Here is a 21,448-nt window from a genome sequence, read left to right as displayed (position 1 = left end):
AAAACCGTGAAAAAGGTTTAGAGCCTAACGCAAGCTTAGGCTAAGCAGCAAGTAGCCTGCTGCTGAGGGGATTAATGCATCGTTGCAGACACGTCTTGCACCGGGGCTGATAGTTTTAAGCTAGTACCATCTTCAAAGCCCAAGGTTAACTCGACTGTGTCACTGACCTTTAAAGTTTTTTTCAAGCCAATCAGCATAATATGAAAACTACCCGGTTTGAGTGCTACGGTTTGACCCGCAGGTAAATCAATTTTTTCAACTTTGCGCATTTTCATCACACCGCCTTCATTGACATGATTATGCAGTTCTACTGCTGCAGCGACATCACTAGTCGCACTAACTAAAGCATGCGCTTTGCTATCTTTATTCTGCAACTGTAAGAAAACCGCACTATTAGGCTGGCCAGGTGCAACTGCACGTGCATAAGCAGCACTCGCTGTAAATTGACCTGCTACCGCTGCAGCAGTGGTTGGCATAGCAGCGGCTGGTTTATGTGCCGCTGTATTTTGCTTGTCACAAGCTGTAGCCATAACCGTTACAGACAATAAACTGAGAGCGCCCCATGCCAGTAGGGAAGCTTTAATTTTTTTCATATTTTTATACCTTTTAGAACGAACATAAAGAAATACTGATTGAACAAAACTTTAGATTTTTTAATTATATAAGTGATGTTCTTGAATATATTCATAAACCTCATCCGGTACTAAAAAGCGAATGCTCTTATTATTTTTACAAGCCTCCCGAATGTTAGTCGCGGAAATTTCTAAGGAGGTTACGGATAAAAAGGTCACCCGCCCAGCTGCAGTAGTGCTTAACTCACAAGTCGTTTGGGCGAGCAGTTCACCATACCAATCATTAGGATCAGGTACATAGCCCGGCCGATTCATTACTACTAAATGCGCAAGCCGCATAATATCTTGCCAACGATGCCAACTACGAAAGGCTAAGAACGCATCCATTCCTAAGATGAAAGCCAGCGGAATCTTCGAACCTAAATCATCACGTAAGGAGCTCAAAGTATCTACGGTATACGAATTACCTAACCGCTCTAATTCGCGCCGATCTGCTTGAAATAAGGGTTCACCTGCAATTGCTAAATTCACCATCTCCCAACGCTGTTCAGCACTGGCTTTAGGTTGCGGTCGATGCGGTGGAACACGACCGGGAATGATGCGGATTTGCTCCATTCCACAGCTTTCCGCAATTTCCAAAGCAGTACGTAAATGCCCGATATGAATGGGATCAAATGTCCCCCCCATAATCCCGATCATACGCGAATTTGCCCTTCGCCTAGGACAATGAATTTTTGCGAAGTCAAACCTTCTAAACCGACCGGGCCACGTGCATGGAGCTTATCGGTACTAATACCAATTTCTGCACCTAAACCAAACTCAAAGCCATCCGCAAAGCGGGTTGAAGCATTCACTATCACTGAACTAGAATCCACCACGCGCAGGAAATGGCGTGCTTTAGAATAATTCTGTGTCATGATCGTATCGGTATGATGCGAGCCGTATTGATTAATATGTTCAATCGCTTGCTGCATATCGTCTACTACGCGAATGGAAAGAATCGGCGCTAAATACTCGGTCACCCAATCCTCTTCGGTGGCTGGCTTAGCACTGGGTAAAATATCGCGCGTTTTAGCACAGCCACGTAGCTCCACACCTTTTTCAGCATATTTTTCAGCTAACAGCGGTAATACTCGTGCGGCAACGGAATCAGCCACTAATAAGGTTTCCATCGCATTACACACGCCATAGCGATGCGTTTTCGCATTCAGCGCAACATTCACCGCTTTTTCTAAATCCGCTTCATCATCAATATACACGTGGCAAATACCATCTAGGTGTTTGATGACTGGAATTAAAGATTCTTGGCTGACACGCTCAATTAAACTTTTCCCGCCGCGTGGAATAATGACATCGACATAATCTTTTGCGCGTAGTAATTTACCGACCGCAGCGCGATCAGTGGTTTCAATCACTTGCACACAAGCCGCTGGCAAACCTACTGCACTTAGACCTTCTTGCACACAAGCAGCAATCGCTCGATTAGAATGAATCGCTTCCGAGCCACCCCGTAAAATCGTCGCATTGCCTGATTTTAAGCATAAGCTTGCAGCATCAACCGTCACATTCGGGCGCGACTCATAGATAATGCCAATCACTCCAAGGGGTACACGCATTTTCCCTACTTGAATGCCGGTAGGACGATAACTTAGATCCGTAATCGCCCCAACCGGATCAGCTAAAGCCGCTACTTGGCGCAAACCTTCCACCATGGTATGCAGTGCTTTCTCATTTAAAGTTAAACGATCTAGCATCGCGCTATCTAAGCCCTTGTCACGGCCTGCCGCTAAATCTTTAGCATTTTCAGCTTTTAACCAAGCTGTTTTTGCAATAATCGCATCGGCCATTGCATGCAAAGCCTGATTTTTGACTGCAGTTTCAGCACCTGCTAAAACCGCTGCCGCTGCACGCGCTTGTTGACCAACGGTTTGCATGTAATCTGTGATATTCAACATCTTAATCCTCAAATTCTTTGTTAACAAGAATATCACGATTAGCTTATATGCACAGCTATCCAGAGCTGAGTAGTTTTACCCAAACAACTAACACAGGCTAAAAAGTTTGCTACCATTGAAAGCAGATGCAACTCAATTAACAACCCCAATAAAACTGGAAGGCTCGCTATGCTTGCAGATATTTTCTGGTATTTAATTATTCCGCTTGCAGCTTTATGGCTAGCCTATAGCGTTGGTTGGCAGCGTGGTTATGATAGTGGCTTTTTGGTTGGCAAAGATGAGGGTATCAAAGAGGGAAAGGTTGCTGGTGAAAAGATTGGTATTGAAAAGGGAGTTAAAGAACGCATTCTCAATAATTTGAAAGGCGCCAAAGGTGGTGTTTTAGATGAAACTGAAATGCTAATCCGCGAAAAGCTATATTCTGATTTAACCAAAAAACCAACACCTGCCCCGCCGCCACCTGAGAAGAGTTACACAATGTACTGGTGGACAGCTGCCAGCTTAGCTGGCGCACTGTTGGTATTTTGGTTCACTTAATGGCGCTTACATAATAGCCACTGGATAAGAACCTAAGACTTTTAGTAAATCCACTTCATCGCGCAAAATTTCTAAAGCTTTTTGTACATTAGAATTGGTTTCATGGCCTTGTATATCCACAAAAAATACATATTCCCAATTCATGTTACGTGAGGGCCGCGATTCAATCCGTGACATATCCACGCCATTTTCTGCCAGCGGCTGTAATAAATGATAGAGCGAACCAGGGCGATTCGGTGCAGAGACCAAAATCGAGGTTTTATCCTTACCACTCGGTGCTACGACTTGATCACCAATCACTAAAAAGCGGGTGGTATTATTTGGCTGATCTTCAATATTCTGCTGTACAACTTCTAAGCCATAAATCGCCGCTGCTTGCTGGCTACCAATTGAAACTGACTGCGGATCTAAAGCAGATAAACGTGCTGCCTCCGCATTACTACTGACGGCAATACGCTCAGCCTGTGGCAAGTTTTTATCTAACCAATAGCGACATTGAGCCAGCGATTGTTGATGCGAATAGATTTTTGCAGCAGTTTTCCAATCGGTATGTTTACACATTAAAGTCTGATTGATCCGCAGCATAATCTCGCCACAAATACGTAGCGGTGATTGCATAAACATATCCAGCGTATGCGTAATCACACCTTCAGTCGAGTTTTCAATTGGCACAACACCATAACGCACCCGCCCCGCTTCTACTTCACGAAAAACTTGGCCAATTGAATCCACAGAGAAGGTTGCAATCCCATTACCGAAATGCTTGAAACTTGCCTCTTGGGTAAAGGTTCCAGCGGGGCCTAAATAGGCAATCTTCATGGACTCTTCTAGAGCTAAACAGGCAGAAATAATCTCGCGATACAGACGACTGACTTGTTCATTTCTTAGCGGCCCCGGATTATTTGCTTGCATACGCCGTAAAATCTGCGCCTCACGTTCAGGGCGATAAAAGACAGCATTAGGGTCTTCGGCCAGTTTGGCATGTGCCACTTGTTCGGCACAACGGGCGCGTTCACTGAGTAGCTGCAAGACTTGATCGTCCAGTGCATCAATCCGCTCCCGCAAAGCTTTTAAATCAGTATTTCCTGCCATAACCTTTTGCTCCCCTCAACCGTTTTTCGCCTCGAACTCACGCATAAATGCAATCAGTGCATCTACGCCTTCTTCGGGCATGGCATTATAAATGCTGGCACGCATGCCGCCTACTAAGCGATGACCTTTTAGCGTGACTAAACCTGCTTGCGCTGCTTCATCCAAGAAGCGTTTTTCTAGGCTTGCATTCGCTAAAGTGAAAGGCACATTCATCCACGACCGGCAATCAGGATCAACAGGATTATTATAAAAATCGCTGGCATCAATCGCTGCATATAACTTCTCAGCTTTGCGCTGATTAAGCTTAGCCATCGCCTCTAAGCCACCTTGTTTTATTAGCCACTGAAACACTAAACCCGACAAATACCACGCATAGGTAGGTGGCGTGTTATACATGGACTCAGTTTCTGCATAGATCTGGTAATTGAACATGCTCGGTGTGCGTTCAAGCACTTGGCCTAATAAATCCTCACGCACAATGACTAAAGTTAAACCCGCTGGGCCAATATTCTTTTGTGCTCCCGCATAGATCAACCCAAAGCGATTAACATCCAGCGGACGCGCCAGAATGTCAGAAGACATATCCACTACCAGCGGAACGTTCTCAACTTCCGGAATCCAATCAAACTCGACACCACGGATGGTCTCATTTGAGGTGTAATGCAAATAGGCTGCATGGGGATTGCATTGCCAATTAGCAAAAGGTGGAATGGTGGTATAATGGCTATCGGCACTTGAGGCAATTACATTAATATCAATATAACGCTTACCCTCTTCAATCGCTTTGAGCGACCAATCACCGGTATCTAAGTAATCAGCTTGTTGCTTGCCACGCGCCAGATTCATCGGAATCATGGCGAATTGGCTATGCGCCCCACCCTGCAAAAACAGGACTTTATAGTTGTTTGGAATCGCCATTAGGGTACGCAAATCTGCTTCGGCTTGCGCTGCAATCGACATAAATTCTTTGCCCCGATGACTCATTTCCATCACCGACATACCGGAACCTTGCCAATCTAAGAGTTCAGCTTGTGCTTGTTCGAGTACCGCGTGTGGAAGCACGGCTGGGCCGGGGCTAAAGTTGAAGACAGGCTGCTTCATATGCCGCATTTATCCTATGGCTAAAAACGAAGGCGCTATGTTCCCATATTGCAGGCTGCTATGGCAAACCTAGACGTAGGATTGGAATATGCGTTTTGAAATTGGTTTTCGCTAGGATTATAGATTCATGTTTTAATTTTACATAACATAAATTAAAAGAATAAAAACATTTCTTACAAACTTTTTTACTTACCCACATTACTGTAGAAAATTCAAATATCACATCGATCGAAACTTTTACGCTGGTTAAATCGTTGCGTCTTTTCATTATACCGATAAATTGCATAGCAACGATCAATCCCCCCATGCCCAACCGATTGCAGTACTGCTAAATCATTTAAACCATCCTGATCATAGTCACCGATTTTTAAATAGAGAGTGCGCCAACCTGTATAGAGATAAGGATTTACGGCCTCTAGCACTAGGGGTTGATTCTCCCCTATTTGCAGCATCACTAGATTTTCCTCAATGAAAGCCCAAGCAGATAAGTTCGGTTTGATTTGGAAATAAACTTCGTGTTGGTTGGTATTTGCCGCGTGAATAAATGAACTATTTAGCCCTAAAAATAAACTAATCAATAGGCGTTGTAGGGGTTTTAACATATACTAAATAGCCTCTTAACTGCAAAAATCTGCAGTTTCTCACAGAAAACTGCGCATCTGGTTCTAGTATGCACTAAAGCATACTTATCATTAGGACTCAAAAGCGGACTTTTCAGTTTCACTAACACCGCTTTTTTATTAGGACAAACACTAGGGGAAACGTGCATGGTATCTGCAATTCGGGTAGTTGCCTGCTTAATCATAGTTTGGCTTTTACATGGTTGTGGTGGTGGCTCAGATAATGCTAATAATGGTGGTGGTGGCGAAGTCACTCCACCAGCAGGTATAGGCAAACTGGTCGTCAGCAATCCACAAAACAATAGTAATCTAGCTTTAGTTAATATCCCCTACGTAACTACACCAAGCAGTGCTGCAGCACGCCAAACTGGTAATACGAGTGCTACGGGTGAATATAAATATGATACTAGTGAACAGGTTAGCTTTACTTTATTTAATACCACTTTCGCTGGTATCTCCACCAAAGCAATTATAAATGAAGATGATCTAGCGGTTAGCTTTTGTAAAGCCAATGCCACGCCTGCAAGTTGCCAATACAAAGTAGCCCGTAATTTACAGCGGCTCTTACTCAGCACCGATACAGATCAAAACTATACAAATGGCATTACGATTCTTGCGAATTTTCAGCAAAGCCCACCTCTGGCTTTGGACAGTGAAATTGATCAATTCGAACTCACTTTAGCTAAAAAACTGTCCCCCTTAGGTCGGCAAACTGTAGCCTTGTTTAGCCCTTCACTTGGAATCAATTTAGAATCACCTCAGCCGGAATCCGATGAAGTGGGCGGACAACCCGTCGCTTTTGTCGATTTATTTAGAATCTCGCGCCCTTTCCCTGAATTTTCTTGTACGGATATTAAATATGACAGCAATGGCTGGCCAACTGAGATACCAGCTTCTTGCGATACTCAAGTCAACCCTACTTTCCGTACCCCCACTTGGGCAACTACTTTAATACTACGCTATGTACCTTATGGAGCGATTCCAACCGGCAAATATACCGTTTTGTATGAAGGGGTTGGCTCACTCCAATATAGCGGAATTGCAAATAAACTCCCCGCAGAAAGTCAGCCCGGACGCGATGTCATCGAGATTACCCCAGATTTAATTAAAACGCGTAACTCAGCTGGTTTGCGCTTACAGCTTAAAGACATGGATAGCACCAATCCGGTGAAAAATATCCGGATTGTGATGCCCGGTGGGATTTGTGAGGGGAATCCTTTAGTACGAGTTGATGGCGAAGCTGATTGTCCTTCGGGTCAATATCGTAGCTTTGTAGATAGTTTGGCTGCTGATCGGAACAGTATTATTTTTAACCCAGATTATTTGCACTTCTTGAAAGATTTCAAAGTCTTGCGCACCATGAATTTGATGGAAATGAGTCCACGGAATAGAGCTTGCTACCCCTTAACTGATGATGCGTATAAGCAATGTATGCTGCAAGATTTCACTTGGGATCAGCGGGCGAAAATGGATCAGTCCTCATGGGGAGGCTCTTCACGTACACCTTTATTAAAGCTTTATGCACGTGGTGCTCCGCTTGAAGTGGTAGTCGCTTTGGCGAACACATTGAACAAAGATGTGTGGTTTAACTTACCACATAATGCGACTAATGATTATGTCACTAAGTTTGCCACTTATGTGCGTGATAACTTGAATTCAAACGCGAAGATCCACTTGGAGTATACGAATGAGCCTTGGAATGCCATTTTCTGGGGTTCCATGTATGTGCGGATGAAAGGCATAGCCTTAGGTTTGGATACTACTGAATGGCGTGCCGGTTACAAATATTATTCCAATCGTTCGGTAGAAATCTTCAAAATCTGGCACGATATTTTTGGCGGCTCTGAGCGCCTAGTTCGTACTTTAAATACTTACCATCCAGATGAATGGATGTCGCGTAATATGCTGAGCTACAACGGTAATAATCAATACGTTGATGCCTTAGCCAGCGCCCCTTACTTCCAAGGCTGTTGGGATAAAACGGCAAATGTGGCTTGTGCTGATACTACGAAAAATCCATTAGTCGTCAAGGATGCAACTTCGGTCGATGACTTATTCAATATTATTGATAATCCCAATAATCCCTATGGCATTGCTGCGACCATTAAATGGATGAGCGTGCAAGCTAAAGTTGCTAAAGATTTTAATCTTGACTTTTACACCTACGAAGGTGGCCAACACTTGGTCACTAAAAATGATGACCCTACCTTAACTGCTGAGCATCGCAAACGTCTCTTAGATTTAATTCGGGCAGCGAATCGTGATCCCCGCATGGCTGGGCGTTATAGCCAACTACTTAACGGTTGGAAAGAGAGTGGTGGTAAATTATTTATGCTATTTACCATGCCGCAAAGCTATCACACTTACGGCACATTTGGGATTAAAGAGCATCTGAATCAAGCACGTAGCGAAGCCCCCAAATACGATATGAGTATGCAATTCCAAGAAATGCAGAAAAAATGTTGGTGGACAGATTGTGAGTAGTTAGCAGCCCAATCAGTGCCTGTCTATACACTGGCAGGCACTAGCCAGTTTGAACTTAGGCTTAGATTTTAGGCGCACTAATATCTTTATATGTAATTGTGTTCATCCCGCCCTCTGCATCCAACAAAGTTTTATACGGCAGGCCATCCTCTTTCCCGATGTAGAGTTTACTGGTAGTTTTCGGTATCCCTGAACCTAGCATTTCTGAGGTGTAGCTAAAAATTTTCATCTCTACACCATCGAGCATTTCACTGCCCTCCTCTTTGCATTCAGTGATTTTAAGCGCGTCACTTTTAATCAACTCAACCGCAGCTCTCTCAGCTTGATCCATATCCATCGGTGCTTTTTGCCATTTAGCATCAACCTCCATAAAGTACTCACCCTTGAGCTTAATAGCTTGAATTTTCACATCTTTAGTTTCAGTAATCGCATGCCAAGACTCCTGTGCTAACTTCGCTTCACTCGCTTTAACTAAGGGATCACAGGCACTATCCAGTGCAAAGGTGGGTGGTAAAATGGTTAGGCAGACAGCGGCTACTAATAAACGCTTCATGATTAACTCCTCGCTAGTTAATTTTAGATACCTTTCTATAACCTATATATAGCCATAATTAAATAAGTTCACAAGTTTACCACTTACTACTCAAGGACTTATGCAAGCATCTTAGCCTCAAACGGATAGCGGGTTAGATTCTCAAAGCCGCTTTCAGTAATGAGCACCTGATCTTCTAATTTAACCCCTTGCTTACCACCGACTGCGCCTACATAAGCCTCTACACATAAGGTCATACCCGCTTGTAACACTCCATCATAGCCATGCCCAGCATAATCTTCAGGGTAGCGAATTGAGGGATATTCATCACACAAACCGACTCCATGCATAATCACTCCATAGCGCTGATCCCGATATTCAGGTGGTAAGCGATGGCTTTGCTCAGTCAACTCACGGAAGCTTAGTCCGGGTTTGAGTAGCGCCATATTAGTTTGAATATGCTCATAAGCAAGTTGATATAACTGCTTTTGCTCAACAGTAGGCTTAGCATCCCCAACTAACCAAGAGCGGGATAAATCTGCACAAATCCCATAAGGGCCAATTAAATCGGTATCTAGTGCAAGCATATCGCCGTATTCAACCATCCGCGGTCCTGACTCTTGAAACCAAGGATTAGTTCGTGGCCCACTCGACATAATCCGACACTCAATCCACTCCCCACCGCGCCGGATATTTTCTGCATGCAGAATTGACCAAATATCATTCTCTGAGACACCGGGTACACTCGCCGTTTGCATTTTACGCATGGCGATTTCAGTGGATGCGATGGAGCAACGCATCGCATTGACTTCATCTACATTCTTAATCAGTCGGGCTTGCTCCATCACCATTTGCCCATCACTAATCTCAAAACCTAATTGATCAAAGGCACGTAAACCAGCAATTTCAATTTTATCAATCGCTAAGCGCTTATTTGCCCCTACATGATGTAAGAGAAGATCCGCTACTTCATTGGCAAAACGCTGTGCATGCTGAGGAGTGAATTCGCCGGTTTCAAAATAAAAGAAAGAAGCACCCTGCCTTAACTCTTTTACCAGCGGCAAATGCTCAGATAAATGGTCGCTATTGTGAAAATCCCACAAAATCATATAACCACTCGCGGTCACCATACAGGCACGGGCGTGATTATGCGTAATCCATAGCTGCATATTAGTGGAATCGGTCGCATAGCGAATATTCAAAGGATCAAATAGCAGCACTGCAGCTAACTCACGCTGTTGCAACTGCTCAGCAATCCGCTGCAAACGATACTCACGCATACGCGTTAATTGCGGGGCGGTTAAACCTAATTCTTGCCATTCTTGGAAAGCTAAAGCCGTTGGGCCAATTTCGACGCGATTATTATCATCGGGTGAACCATCAGGGCGTAATCCAAGGCGATTTTGTTGTTTTTTATTAGCAGGCATGTGCTTTTCCTCCGAAAGCTGACTAACTGGGTGGTGCTTTGAGCATAGAACAAATTCTTAGAACTTATTTTCACTTGCGAACTTGAACAGGTAAGATAACGCCCACCTTTTAGTTTGCAGGTTTATCCCATGTTCCAAGATACGCTCAATAATACCAATATCGCTGAAGAGCACGTATTAGTTACCCCTGAAGAATTCAAAGCGCGCTTACCCTTATCGGCGCAAGGCGAAGCTTTCATTCGTAGCAGCCGTCAAATCGTTGAAAATATTCTGGATGGCAAAGATCATCGTTTATTAGTGGTATCAGGCCCTTGCTCGATTCACGATGTAGCCGCCGCTAAAGAATATGCCTTGCGCTTAAAAGCACTCAGCGAACAAGTTAGCGACTCTTTGTACTTAGTGATGCGTATTTATTTTGAAAAACCACGTACCACTGTTGGTTGGAAGGGCTTGATTAACGACCCTGATATGAATGACTCTTTCAATATTGAAAAGGGTTTAGGCTTAGCGCGTGAGTTACTGTTATGGTTAGCAGAGCAAAATATCCCCACCGCAACCGAAGCACTCGACCCAATTAGCCCCCAATATTTATCCGATCTATTTGCTTGGGCAGCGATTGGTGCACGCACTACTGAATCACAAACTCACCGCGAAATGGCGAGTGGTTTGTCCATGCCGGTTGGCTTCAAGAATGGCACCGATGGCAATTTAGATGTCGCCATCAATGCGATGCTCTCGGTTTCTCATCCACATAGTTTCCTTGGCATTAACCAAACCGGCCAAGTGACTGTGATCAAAACTCGCGGCAATCGCTATGGCCATATGATTCTGCGTGGTGGCAAACACCCCAATTACGATAGCGTCAATATTGCGCAATGCGAACAAGCTTTAGCTAAGGCTAAACTGCCACAAAATATCGTGGTCGATTGCAGCCACGGCAACTCCAGCAAGCAGCACGCTCTACAAGCTTTAGTCGCAGAAAATGTCGCGAGCCAAATTCTCGAAGGTAATCGCTCAATCATGGGGATCATGCTGGAAAGTAATCTCTTCCCCGGCAACCAAGCCATTCCAACTGATTTAGCTCAGCTCAAATACGGCGTATCAGTCACCGATGCTTGTATTGATTGGGATACGACTTCGCAACTGTTAAAGCATTTGAATGGACGCTTGAAAAATGTGTTAAGAGAGCGTCGCTTGTAATCTTTTAGTTTGGGGCTGTTGTTTAGGCAGCAGCCTTATTGTCCCGAAACCCGAATATAACTCTGCCCCCCAGACAAGCGCCGAACCTGAATTTGCACAGCAATGCGCTCAGTCATTTCTTGCACATGCGAAATCACTCCCACTTTGCGCCCTTGTGCTTGCAGCTGGTCTAAAGCATCCATCGCCACCCTTAGCGAATCAGTATCTAAACTGCCAAAACCCTCATCAATAAATAAGGACTCTACTTTTACCCGTTGTGAAGACAATGAAGCTAAGCCTAAAGCCAGTGCTAAAGACACTAAAAACGATTCACCACCTGATAAAGAATGCACCGAACGAATCTCCCCCCCCATATCCTGATCTAAGACTAATAACGCTAAGCTTTCACGCACCCGCCGCAAGGTATAACGGCGTGATAAATCCGCTAGATGGCGATTGGCATAACTCAGCAAGACATCCAGACTATAACGCTGCGCAAAATCACGAAATTTATTCCCACTCGCTGAGCCAATTAACTCATTCAACTGCCCCCAAACACGCGCTTGGCTGCTTAAGTTGTCCAATTCAGCTTGTAAATGCGTGGCTTGCTCACGACGCTCTAGATCTGCGCGTAAAACCAACACTAGCTCTTGCCAAGCTTGTTGAGCAGTTTGTAGGTTTAGCCCATTCGCTGTATGTGCGGCTTCGACTGCGGCTAAAGAGTCAATCTTAGGTCGCAACTGCTGGTGTTGTGCGAGTTGTGCTTGGCGCTCATTGAGGACTGCTTGAGCCTGACTGACTGCAGTCGCCAAAGCTTGTAATGCCTGTTGCTCTTGTTGACGCCAGGTCGGTGTGTAGGCTAATAAGGCTTTAAGTTCTGTTAAATCCAAGGCAAAACCTGCGGCTTGAAACTCAACAAGTTGTTCGGCTAAAGCTTGTTGAACAGCTAATTGCTGAGCCGCTTGCTGTTTTAAACTCGCCTGCAATTGCGTGAGGCTCTCTGTTATCCGAATCTGTTGATGAGTAGCCTGCGCCAGTTGTTGCTGGGCTGTGTGCACTTGCTTAGTTAACGCAGCTAACTCACTTTGCCAACGCTGCTCGACTGTGGTCACTGACTCCCCTGCTAATAAAGCTTGGCGTTGTGTTTGCTGGCTTTGCAATTGCTGTTGGAGCTCTTGAGCTTGCGCCTGAAGACGTTCCCAAGTTTGTTGAGCTTGTTGTAATTCAAAATTGACTTGAGTTTGAGCCGTTGTTAACTCTAGTTGCTGTTGAGTTAACGCTTGTAATTTTTGTTGCTGACTTTGCCAAGCTGTCACTTGTTGTTGGCAATTTTCTATAAAAGCCTCAGGTGCTTGCTGCCAAGTACTACGCCAACTTGGTTCATTCAATGCTTGATTTAGTTGCTGCACCAAGGAATTAAGTTGCGCTATTAGCTCAAGCTGAGTGGCTTGTAGATACTGTTGCTGTACTTGTAACTGCTGCTGTTTAGCTTCGATGTCTTTAATAGACTGTTGAGCGATTAAGCTCTGCTGCTGTGCCTGTGTTAAAGCTTGTTGCGCTTGCTCAAGCTGCTGATAACGCTGGCGAGCGAGTTGTTCTTGGGAATTAATTTGCGCCAGAGCTTGTTGTTTCTGCTGAATTTGCTGCTCTAAATCACGCTCAACGGCCTGTGCAGTAGTGAGTGCTGCATACGCTTGCCATTCCTGCTCTGTCTGAGCTAGGGTTTGCTCTGCTGTTAGTAAGCTCTCCTTTAAAACCTCTTGCTGCTGTTGAGAATGAATTAAGCGCGCTTGCTCTTTAGCCAACTGAGTTTCTAAGCTTTTTAAGCTTTGGCGCTGCTGCAAATAATCTTGTTGTAAGCTCGTTAAAACATGATCTAAAGCGGGCTGGTGTTGTGCATACGGATGCTCCGTCGCCCCACACACGGGGCAAGCATCACCCTCGGCTAATTGCGCCCGCCAATGGGTGGCTTGATCGGCACAAGCCGCCGAAGCCAACTGCCAAGCATGCTCAGCACGTTCACAATCACGCTCCATAAAAGGTAACTGAGTTTTAAGTGTATGCAGAGTCAAGTGAATCTGCTGCTGCTCAGATTCAGTCTGTTGGAACTCGGTTTGTAATTTAGCAAATTGCTGCTGAGAGCTTTGATAAATCTGCCAAGACTGCTGTGCTGTCTTTAGCTGTGTACACGCCTGCTCAAGATGATGGCGCTGGGTGGCTAGCTGTTCAAGGTCATATTCAGCAGCTTGTTGTTGGCAATCTAGGTAAGTTTGCTCCGCTTGCGTTAAAACGGTTTGCGCTTGCACAAACCGTTGTTGGCTTTGTTCTAAACTTGCTTGAGTTTGCTCAAGCTTGATTTGCACCGTATTAAGCTCATGTTGCCCAGCACTTTGCTTATGTAAGCTTTGTTGCGCTTGTTGTAATAAGCTTTGCCAATATGACCATTGCTCTGCCAACACTTGCGTGGCCTGATTAGCATTCAGCCATGCTTTAATTGCTGCTTGCTGTTTTGCTAAATGCTCTGCCTTAGTTTGCTGCTGCGCTTGGCGTGTCTGTAAAATTTTTAATTGTTGAGCAGCAGTTTGTTGCTCAGTCAAAGCAGTGGTATAGCGTGGCTGTAAGGTGTGAATAATCGTATCAAGTTCACGCGCTTGTAAGAGGCTGGCTTGTAAAGTTTGATAAGCAACTTGCTGCTGTTGAAGCTCTGTTTGAAGTCGTTGAACTTGGTTTTGAGCTTCGTGCTGCGTCTGCTCGCTGTTAGCTGCCTCGCTTTGGCGTTGTAGTAAACTGGCCTGATGGGTTTGCAAGTCTTGCTCAAGACGCTCTAAATGTTCTACCACCCCACGCGCGGCTTGCACCGCCTCAATCTTCATCACTAGCAAACGACGCTCAGCCGCTGCTCGCTCTTGTTCCTGCGTTGTTAGCACTACACTGCTAGCCGTTTGGCAAGCCTGCTCTAAGTGTGCAGCCTGTTGATACCATTGTAATTGTTGCTCTAACTGGCTGCGCTCTAGCTCTAAACTTTGTACTTGTAACTGAGCTTGGCTACTGGCTAATTCTGCTTGCTGACGTTCTTCTGTACTAAGAATTTTTAAGGCAGCTAAACGCTCGCGCAAACCATTTAAATTTTGCTCGGCAGCTTTAGCACGTTGATAAGCACGCCGTGATAAATCGGCAAATAAATCTGTCCCTGTTAAAGTTTGTAGCAGCTCGGCACGCTTATCATCAGACGCCTTTAAAAAGGCCGAAAATTCATTTTGCGCTAATAGCACCGCCCGTGTGAATTGTTCGAAGCTTAAACCAATCCGCTCCGCAATCGCAGCTAAGACTTCAGTTTTCCGCGCTCCACCGATGGGCTGCTCATTATCGAGACGCACTAAACTCATTTCGGAGTTCTGTAAGCGCCCCTCTGATTTAATTCGTGCCCGCCTTACACTCCAATGTGCCCGATAAGCAAGACCATCATTCCCCATGAAATCGACTTCTGCAAAGCCCTCCGCAGCACCACGCCGTAAAATATTGCGTGCATCTCGTGGAGCTATGGTTTCACCCGACACATCTGGCAAATTCTGCCCACGATAACCTTCACGCGGGAGGCGCGGCATATCGTCATAGAGAGCCAAGCACAAAGCATCCAGCAAAGTGCTTTTACCCGCCCCCGTCGGCCCCGTGATGGCAAAGATACCGGTACTCATGAGTGGTTCGTGGGTGAAATCCACTTCAAACGGTTTAGCGAGGGACGCTAAATTCTTACCACGAATCGCTAAAATTTTCATGAAGCAATCCCAAGCTGAGCTTCCTGCAAGATTGCATGAAAGGCTTTAGCCAATTCATCAGGTAACTCGTTTGGATAATTTTGTCGATAGAGTTCTTCGAGCAAATTTAACGGATCTAACTGTTGTAGCTCATCCAAAGACAGTGGGGCTAATTCCGTGCTTTCTGCTTCAGTACGCAGGTAGCTCGTTTCAATTTTTGCCAAGCGCACTGGTTTATCTTTCAAAGCGGTTTCAATGCGCACTCGCAAGCCCGGCTCAGGGGCAGTCAACTGCACACGCACCTCTAAATAAGGCTGCTGTTCCTCAGGTAAAGGAGCTAAATCTAAAGCTTCAAGCGCGGCCAATACCGCTGGTAAAGGCGCTGGTTTGGCTGGAACTCTTAATAAATCCACAAAACGTGGAATTCGAATGGGCTGTATAGACTTTAACTTAGCACCTGCAAAATCAACACAAAGCACTTGATGCGGATAATTAGCTTCGGCAAAGGACATCGGTAAAGGGCTACCTGCATAGCGCATCCAATCGACATCACCAACCATTTGCGCCAAATGTAAATGACCTAAGGCCAAGTAGCTGAGTTCTTTACTAAATAGACTAGCTGGTAGTGCCTCACTATTCCCGACAACAATGCGCCGCTCTGAATCCAAAGAGGCTGAACCACCTTGCAAATAGCAATGCCCCAAAGCAATGATCGCTTGATCTGGTTTGGCTTTGGCTTGAGCAATAGTGAAAGCTTGTTGATAAAGCTGTTGTACACCTGCCAGAAAGGCATCGGGTGCATTCTCCACTTTCGGCACATCCGCAGGGCGTAAGAAAGGTATGGCTAAACACCAAGCCGTAATTTCCCCTAACTTATTTTTTAAAGGCACAACCAAAGACTCTAAATCGTGACTACCACTCGGTAAGCGCCAAACTTGACCACTCACTACTGCATCTAAGAGCTGTAAAAAAGGCCTAGGCGCTTCTAAGCGTGCGGGTGAATCATGGTTGCCAGCAATCAATATCGTATTCAAATGGGGAACCCGCGCCCGTGCAGCTGTTAAAAACTGATAAAGCTGTTGCTGGGCTAAAGCGGATGGGTTCGCGGTATCAAACACATCGCCCGCAATCAGTAACGCATCGGCTTGCTGTTCGACTAAGGTTTCTAACAACCAATCTAAGAAAGATCGCTGCTCATAGCTGCGCTCAAAGCTATGTAGACTTTGCCCTAGATGCCAATCGGCGGTGTGAATTAGACGCATTGATCAATAGACTCGTATTATTTATTAGCTAGTAAGCTAGCCAAACCAGTCTCATCCAACACGAGCACCCCCAAACTTTCCGCCTTCTCCAATTTAGAACCCGCTTCCGCACCCGCAATCAAAGCGGTGGTTTTCTTAGAGACACTATTCGACACTTTCGCGCCCAAGTTTTCTAAATCGGCTTTAATATCTTCGCGCGGGCGGCTGAGTGTGCCAGTGATCACATAAGTTTTACCGGCTAAGGGCAGAGCTTCCGCTGGTTTGGCCTCGTAGTTTGTCCAGTGCACACCCAATTCGCGTAAATGATTGATCGTGTTGGCGTTATGTGTTTCTTTGAAAAATTGGGTAATGCTCGCGGCACTGATCGGGCCGACATCAGGCACTAATTTTAGCGTTTCTTCACTAGCCGCTTGCAGGGCTTCGAGTGAGCCAAAATGACGCGCTAAAGCTTTGGCGGTCGACTCCCCCACATCACGAATTCCCAGTGCATAGATAAAGCGCTCTAAGCTGGTATTTTTACTCGCATTCAAGGCGGCAAGGACATTGTCCGCTGATTTTTCACCCATACGCTCCAAGGCGACTAATTGCTCTTTGGTTAGGCGATACAAGTCATCTACATGACGAATTAAGCCTTGCTCAAAAAACTGCTCAACTAATTTATCGCCCAAGCCATCAATATTCATTGCGCGGCGTGAGGCAAAATGCTTAATCGCTTCTTTGACTTGTGCAGGGCAATATAAGCCACCCGTGCAACGTGCGACTGCCCCCGCTTCACTGCGCTTAACTTCAGAACCACACACCGGACATTGCGCAGGCATAATAATTACCTGTGCACTTGGGGGACGTTTATCTAGCAGCACCCGCGCCACTTCAGGAATCACATCACCCGCCCGGCGTACAATCACAAAATCACCGATACGCACATCTTTGCGCTCGATTTCGTCCATATTGTGCAAAGTGGCATTACTTACCGTGACACCACCAACAAACACCGGCTTTAAGCGTGCCACCGGCGTTAATGCTCCCGTGCGCCCGACTTGAAACTCCACCGCTTCCAATTCAGTAATTTCTTCTTGGGCGGGAAATTTATGCGCAATCGCCCAGCGTGGTGCACGGCTGACAAAACCTAATTCTTGCTGGGTTTTGAGCGCATTCACTTTGTAGACCACACCATCAATGTCATAAGGCAAACGCGCACGTCTTGCACCAATTTCATTGAAATAGCTCATACAACCCTGCGCGCCCTGCACAATTTTTATATCAGGACAAACCCGCAAACCCCACGCCTTAAACTGCTGCAAAATAGTGTAATGTTTCTCAGGAAGCTGACCGCCTTCGGCAATCCCCATCGCATAGCAAAACATTTCCAAAGGGCGTTGCGCGGTCAGGCGTGGATCAAGTTGGCGCAAACTGCCTGCTGCCGCATTCCGTGGATTGGCGAAGGTTTTTAAATTCTCAGCCGCTAAACGCTGATTGAGTTTATTAAAGCCTGCTTTCGGCATATAAATCTCACCGCGCACCTCTAAGCGCGTTGGATAATCATCACCCAATAAACGCAAAGGGATCGACTGAATGGTGCGCACATTCGCAGTGACATCTTCGCCCGTTTCGCCATCACCCCGCGTTGCTGCGCGTATAAATACACCATTTTCGTACAGCAAACTAATCGCCAAACCATCCAACTTTGGTTCAGCGACATATTCGAGCTCGCCCTCATCTTTCAAGCGCTCGTGAATGCGCCGATCAAAGTTAGCCAACTCCTCCTCACTAAATACATTCGCCAAAGACAACATCGGCAACTCATGGCGCACGCTACCAAACTCACTTAAAGCCTCACCACCCACACGTTGGGTCGGGGAATCGGAAGTGATGCACTCAGGATGTGCAGTCTCTAAAGCTTGCAGCTCACGAAACAAACGGTCGTATTCCGCATCAGGAATTTGCGGATCATCGAGTACATAATACAGATGATTGTGGTGGCGAATTTGGGTGCGTAAGGCTTCGATTTGTTCTGATACGCTGGGCATTGGAAGCACCTTATTAGACTATATTAGTTGGAGCTGATTATACGCAAAGCGGCTAAAACCAGTTAGCCGCACCGATTTAACGCGCAAATACCGCTATCGATTCCACATGCGCCGTATGCGGGAACATATCCATTACTCCCGCCCCGACGAGTTTATAGCCTTGATTATTCACTAACTCACCCGCATCGCGCGCTAAAGTGGCTGGATCACAAGAGACATACACAATGCGCTCGGCTTTCAATTTACCTAAATGCGGAATGATTTCCTTCGCGCCCGCCCTTGGTGGGTCTAGCAAAATTCGGTCATAAGTGCGTTTGAGCCAAGGCTCTTTGCTCAAATCTTCGGCCATTAAATTGCAGGCATAGTAGTCGGTGTTTTGAATATCGTTGGCATGTGCTGCAGTACGGGCACGTTCAACCATCGCCTGATCCCCTTCGACCCCAATCACTTGAGCCGCTTGACGCGCTAAAGGCAGCGTGAAATTCCCCAGACCGCAGAATAGGTCTAGCACGGTATCCGTTGATTTTAGCTCTAATAACTCCAAAGCACGGATCACCATTTTGCGATTTAAGGCTTGATTAACCTGAATAAAATCTAAAGGCGCGAATTGCACGCGAGTATTAAATGATGGATGGGCATAAAACAACTCACCCTCACCGAATACCTTCTGCACGGTCTGCGGACCAGCGGATTGTAGATAGAGTTCAAACTTAAATTCGCGGGCAAAGTTCAGCAGCTTTTCGGTATCCCCTGCCGACAAAGGCTCCATATGGCGCACGACTAAAGCAGCGATTTCATCATCACCAATTGCGACTTCAATTTGCGGCAGAGTTTCACGCGCATCTAGGCTAGTTACAAGCTGCTGTAATTCGGTAATCCGTTCACCCACTAAAGGGTGCAGCACTTCGCAGCGAGAAATTTCGGCAATTAAGCCACCCGTTTTTTCCCGAAAACCGACTAAAGCTTGCTGCTTTTTACGCACCCAACGCGCCCCTAAGCGGGCTTTACGCCGATACGCCCAACCATCTGCGGTCAAAGGCTCAAAGACAGCTTCAGGCTGAACTTTGCCAATATGCTGCAAATTATCGAGTAAAATCTGCTGCTTATAGAGAATCTGTGCATCTAGTGAAATATGTTGCCAACTGCAACCACCACAAATCGCAAAGTGCTGACATTTAGGCTCGACCCGATTCGGTGAAGCGGTTAAGACCGTTTCCACTCGCCCTTCATCATAGTTCGCTTTGTAAGAGGTATAGCGGAAAGCAACTTTTTCTTCGGGTAAAGCGCCGTCAATGAATACTGTTTTACCATCGACCCGCGCAACACCTTTACCTTCCAAGGTTAAGGCGGTGATTTCGGCCTCAACGAGAGGGCTATTTTGGACACCACGGGGTTTGTGTTGACGACGACTCATGCTCCGATCTCCCAAGCCGCTTCAAACGCCTGCAAATGCGCTTTCCCTGATTGAGTCAACACTTTACGCACTAAAGCGCCTTCACTGGCATAACGCTCAGCATCAATCTGCCCACGCATCAGCTGGAAGCGCAGATAAACCAGCCAAGTATTTAGCACATCGGTTTCGCAATAATTACGGATTTCAGTAATTTTACCGGCTTGAAAGGCTTCCCAAACTTTCGAGCCATCCATGCCCATTTTGCCAGGGAAACCATAAAGCGTAGCTAATTCATCTAAAGGTGCATTAGCGCGCCCACCGTACAAAGCCAGTACATCCATTAAATCAGTATGGCGCTGGTGATAACGACTAATATAGTTATTCCACTTGAAACTGCTATCGTCATCGCCCAGATCCCAATAGCGGGGTGCTGCAATCTTATGCAGCATCGCTCGATAATGGATCACGGGTAGGTCAAAACCACTGCCATTCCACGATACTAAAGTCGGGGTAAAGCGCTCAATTCCATCAAAAAAGCGTTGGATAAGATCTTTTTCACTGGCTTTTTCATCACCCAAAGACCAGACCTTAAACTCATCACCGCGCCCACGGAAGGTCACAGAAATCGCGACGATACGCTGCAAATGATGGGCTAAAAACTCCGAACCACCCGTTTTTTGTGCACGTAAATGGAACATGGCTTTAGCAACACCGCTCACATCCAAATCGCCCAATTCATAGAGCTTGCGTCCACCTTCAACGTCGGGGACAGTTTCAATATCAAAAACGAGCGTGTTCATAGCCTCAAATCCTGCCAGTGCAAAGGTGGCTCATCATACAACAAGCCACAGTTTAGAGGAAAAGCTCTTGTGATTTGGCTGCGGGTTTGCACAATAGCACCTATGCTAACTATGCAACTCTTACAAAGCGCCTGCCCGTTTTTAAGCGCCGAAACACTGGCTTTACTTAAACCACTCTTTCGCCTCAAGCACTATAAACGTGGCGAAGCCCTATTACGCCAGAATGAACACTGGCAGCAGGTTTATCTACTTGAAACCGGCTTGATTCGCCTCTATTTCCTGCGGCCGGATGGCAAAGAGTTTAATAAAAACTTTTATCGCGAAGGCCAATTGATTTGCCCACTGACAGCAAATATGCAGCAGCAAGCCTCACTATTTGGCATTAGCTGCATTGAACCTTGTCGTTTATGGCAATGTTCTGCGGAGCAATTCATCTCTATTTTGCGCACCCAACAGACTTGGACACAGCTACAAAGTCATTTCCTTAGCCAGTTGGTCGATCATAAATTACAGCGCGAACATGATCTTTTAAGCCTAGCCGCTAAAGAACGTTATCAAGCTTTTTGCGAGCGTGAGCCTGAACTCGCTGAGCGTGTACCTTTGGTGCAGTTAGCCAGTTATTTGGGGATGACCGATGTATCTTTGTCGCGTTTGCGCACAAGTTTAAATAAACTTTAAGCTCTTATCATTTGATAAGGTGAGCTTGAAGAAA

General features: G+C 45.8%; 17 protein-coding genes. 4 read left to right on the top strand and 13 right to left on the bottom strand.

Translation table 11 applies throughout. The annotated features are described in order from the left end of the window. Positions 1-71: 71 nt before the first annotated feature. Genes Q0230_RS13815 through Q0230_RS13805 form a run of 3 tightly spaced genes read right to left on the bottom strand, consistent with a single transcriptional unit; the run spans position 72 to position 2,524 of the window. Positions 72-593, bottom strand: a complete 522-nt coding sequence (locus Q0230_RS13815) for a copper chaperone PCu(A)C (RefSeq protein WP_298610746.1) — start codon at positions 591-593, stop codon at positions 72-74. A 60-nt stretch (positions 594-653) separates the two neighbouring features. Beyond that, positions 654-1,259 carry a nicotinate-nucleotide adenylyltransferase gene (nadD, locus tag Q0230_RS13810; RefSeq protein ID WP_298610745.1) on the bottom strand — a complete coding sequence of 202 codons (606 nt, stop codon included), beginning with the start codon at positions 1,257-1,259 and terminating at the stop codon, positions 654-656. Between the two features lie 8 nt (positions 1,260-1,267). Continuing rightward, on the bottom strand, positions 1,268-2,524 hold the full coding sequence (locus Q0230_RS13805; protein WP_298610864.1) for a glutamate-5-semialdehyde dehydrogenase: 1,257 nt from the start codon (positions 2,522-2,524) through the stop codon (positions 1,268-1,270). Positions 2,525-2,695: 171 nt separating this feature from the next. On the opposite strand from Q0230_RS13805, the gene Q0230_RS13800 reads away from it, so the two are divergent. Then, positions 2,696-3,064 carry a hypothetical protein gene (locus Q0230_RS13800; protein ID WP_298610744.1) on the top strand — a complete coding sequence of 123 codons (369 nt, stop codon included), beginning with the start codon at positions 2,696-2,698 and terminating at the stop codon, positions 3,062-3,064. A 6-nt stretch (positions 3,065-3,070) separates the two neighbouring features. Here the strand turns inward: Q0230_RS13800 and pheA are convergent, their stop codons facing one another. From pheA to Q0230_RS13785, 3 genes are all read right to left on the bottom strand, one after another. After that, on the bottom strand, positions 3,071-4,156 hold the full coding sequence (gene pheA, locus Q0230_RS13795) for a prephenate dehydratase (RefSeq protein ID WP_298610743.1): 1,086 nt from the start codon (positions 4,154-4,156) through the stop codon (positions 3,071-3,073). Positions 4,157-4,171: 15 nt separating this feature from the next. Further along, on the bottom strand, positions 4,172-5,257 hold the full coding sequence (gene serC, locus Q0230_RS13790) for a 3-phosphoserine/phosphohydroxythreonine transaminase (protein ID WP_298610742.1): 1,086 nt from the start codon (positions 5,255-5,257) through the stop codon (positions 4,172-4,174). Between the two features lie 212 nt (positions 5,258-5,469). Then, positions 5,470-5,859 carry a hypothetical protein gene (locus tag Q0230_RS13785; protein ID WP_298610741.1) on the bottom strand — a complete coding sequence of 130 codons (390 nt, stop codon included), beginning with the start codon at positions 5,857-5,859 and terminating at the stop codon, positions 5,470-5,472. A gap of 165 nt (positions 5,860-6,024) precedes the next feature. Between Q0230_RS13785 and Q0230_RS13780 the strand changes: the two genes are divergently transcribed. Beyond that, positions 6,025-8,361, top strand: coding sequence for a hypothetical protein (locus tag Q0230_RS13780; protein WP_298610740.1), 2,337 nt, complete (start codon positions 6,025-6,027; stop codon positions 8,359-8,361). A gap of 61 nt (positions 8,362-8,422) precedes the next feature. Here Q0230_RS13780 and Q0230_RS13775 read toward each other — a convergent pair whose 3' ends face one another. Further along, positions 8,423-8,914, bottom strand: a complete 492-nt coding sequence (locus Q0230_RS13775) for a hypothetical protein (protein WP_298610739.1) — start codon at positions 8,912-8,914, stop codon at positions 8,423-8,425. A 98-nt stretch (positions 8,915-9,012) separates the two neighbouring features. After that, positions 9,013-10,320: a dimethylsulfonioproprionate lyase DddP gene (gene dddP / locus Q0230_RS13770; RefSeq protein ID WP_298610738.1), complete on the bottom strand. Its 1,308-nt coding sequence runs from the start codon at positions 10,318-10,320 to the stop codon at positions 9,013-9,015. Positions 10,321-10,449: 129 nt separating this feature from the next. On the opposite strand from dddP, the gene Q0230_RS13765 reads away from it, so the two are divergent. Next, the gene (locus Q0230_RS13765) at positions 10,450-11,520 is read left to right on the top strand and encodes a 3-deoxy-7-phosphoheptulonate synthase (RefSeq protein WP_298610737.1); all 1,071 of its coding nucleotides are present in this window, start codon (positions 10,450-10,452) and stop codon (positions 11,518-11,520) included. 35 nt (positions 11,521-11,555) lie between these two features. Here the strand turns inward: Q0230_RS13765 and Q0230_RS13760 are convergent, their stop codons facing one another. The 5 genes from Q0230_RS13760 to Q0230_RS13740 all read right to left on the bottom strand — a co-directional run bounded on the left by Q0230_RS13760 (position 11,556) and on the right by Q0230_RS13740 (position 20,736). Beyond that, entirely contained in the window at positions 11,556-15,275 is a 3,720-nt protein-coding gene (locus tag Q0230_RS13760) for an SbcC/MukB-like Walker B domain-containing protein (protein WP_298610735.1), read from the bottom strand. Further along, the gene (locus Q0230_RS13755) at positions 15,272-16,516 is read right to left on the bottom strand and encodes an exonuclease SbcCD subunit D (RefSeq protein ID WP_298610734.1); all 1,245 of its coding nucleotides are present in this window, start codon (positions 16,514-16,516) and stop codon (positions 15,272-15,274) included. The genes Q0230_RS13760 and Q0230_RS13755 overlap by 4 nt, the downstream gene beginning before the upstream one ends. A 17-nt stretch (positions 16,517-16,533) precedes the next feature. After that, on the bottom strand, positions 16,534-18,543 hold the full coding sequence (gene ligA / locus Q0230_RS13750; protein ID WP_298610733.1) for an NAD-dependent DNA ligase LigA: 2,010 nt from the start codon (positions 18,541-18,543) through the stop codon (positions 16,534-16,536). A gap of 76 nt (positions 18,544-18,619) precedes the next feature. Further along, positions 18,620-19,957 carry a 23S rRNA (uracil(1939)-C(5))-methyltransferase RlmD gene (gene rlmD, locus Q0230_RS13745; RefSeq protein WP_298610732.1) on the bottom strand — a complete coding sequence of 446 codons (1,338 nt, stop codon included), beginning with the start codon at positions 19,955-19,957 and terminating at the stop codon, positions 18,620-18,622. Beyond that, the gene (locus Q0230_RS13740) at positions 19,954-20,736 is read right to left on the bottom strand and encodes a 3'-5' exonuclease (protein ID WP_298610731.1); all 783 of its coding nucleotides are present in this window, start codon (positions 20,734-20,736) and stop codon (positions 19,954-19,956) included. The genes rlmD and Q0230_RS13740 overlap by 4 nt, the downstream gene beginning before the upstream one ends. Before the next feature lie 111 nt (positions 20,737-20,847). Here Q0230_RS13740 and Q0230_RS13735 point away from each other — a divergent pair, with 111 nt between their 5' ends. Then, positions 20,848-21,414: a Crp/Fnr family transcriptional regulator gene (locus Q0230_RS13735; RefSeq protein WP_298610729.1), complete on the top strand. Its 567-nt coding sequence runs from the start codon at positions 20,848-20,850 to the stop codon at positions 21,412-21,414. Positions 21,415-21,448: the final 34 nt, after the last annotated feature.

Origin of the sequence: uncultured Thiothrix sp., from assembly GCF_937876535.1 — a bacterium.
GTDB lineage: Bacteria > Pseudomonadota > Gammaproteobacteria > Thiotrichales > Thiotrichaceae > Thiolinea.
The sequence above is the reverse complement of the archived record's forward strand: the minus strand, read 5'-3'. Positions and strand labels throughout refer to the sequence as shown.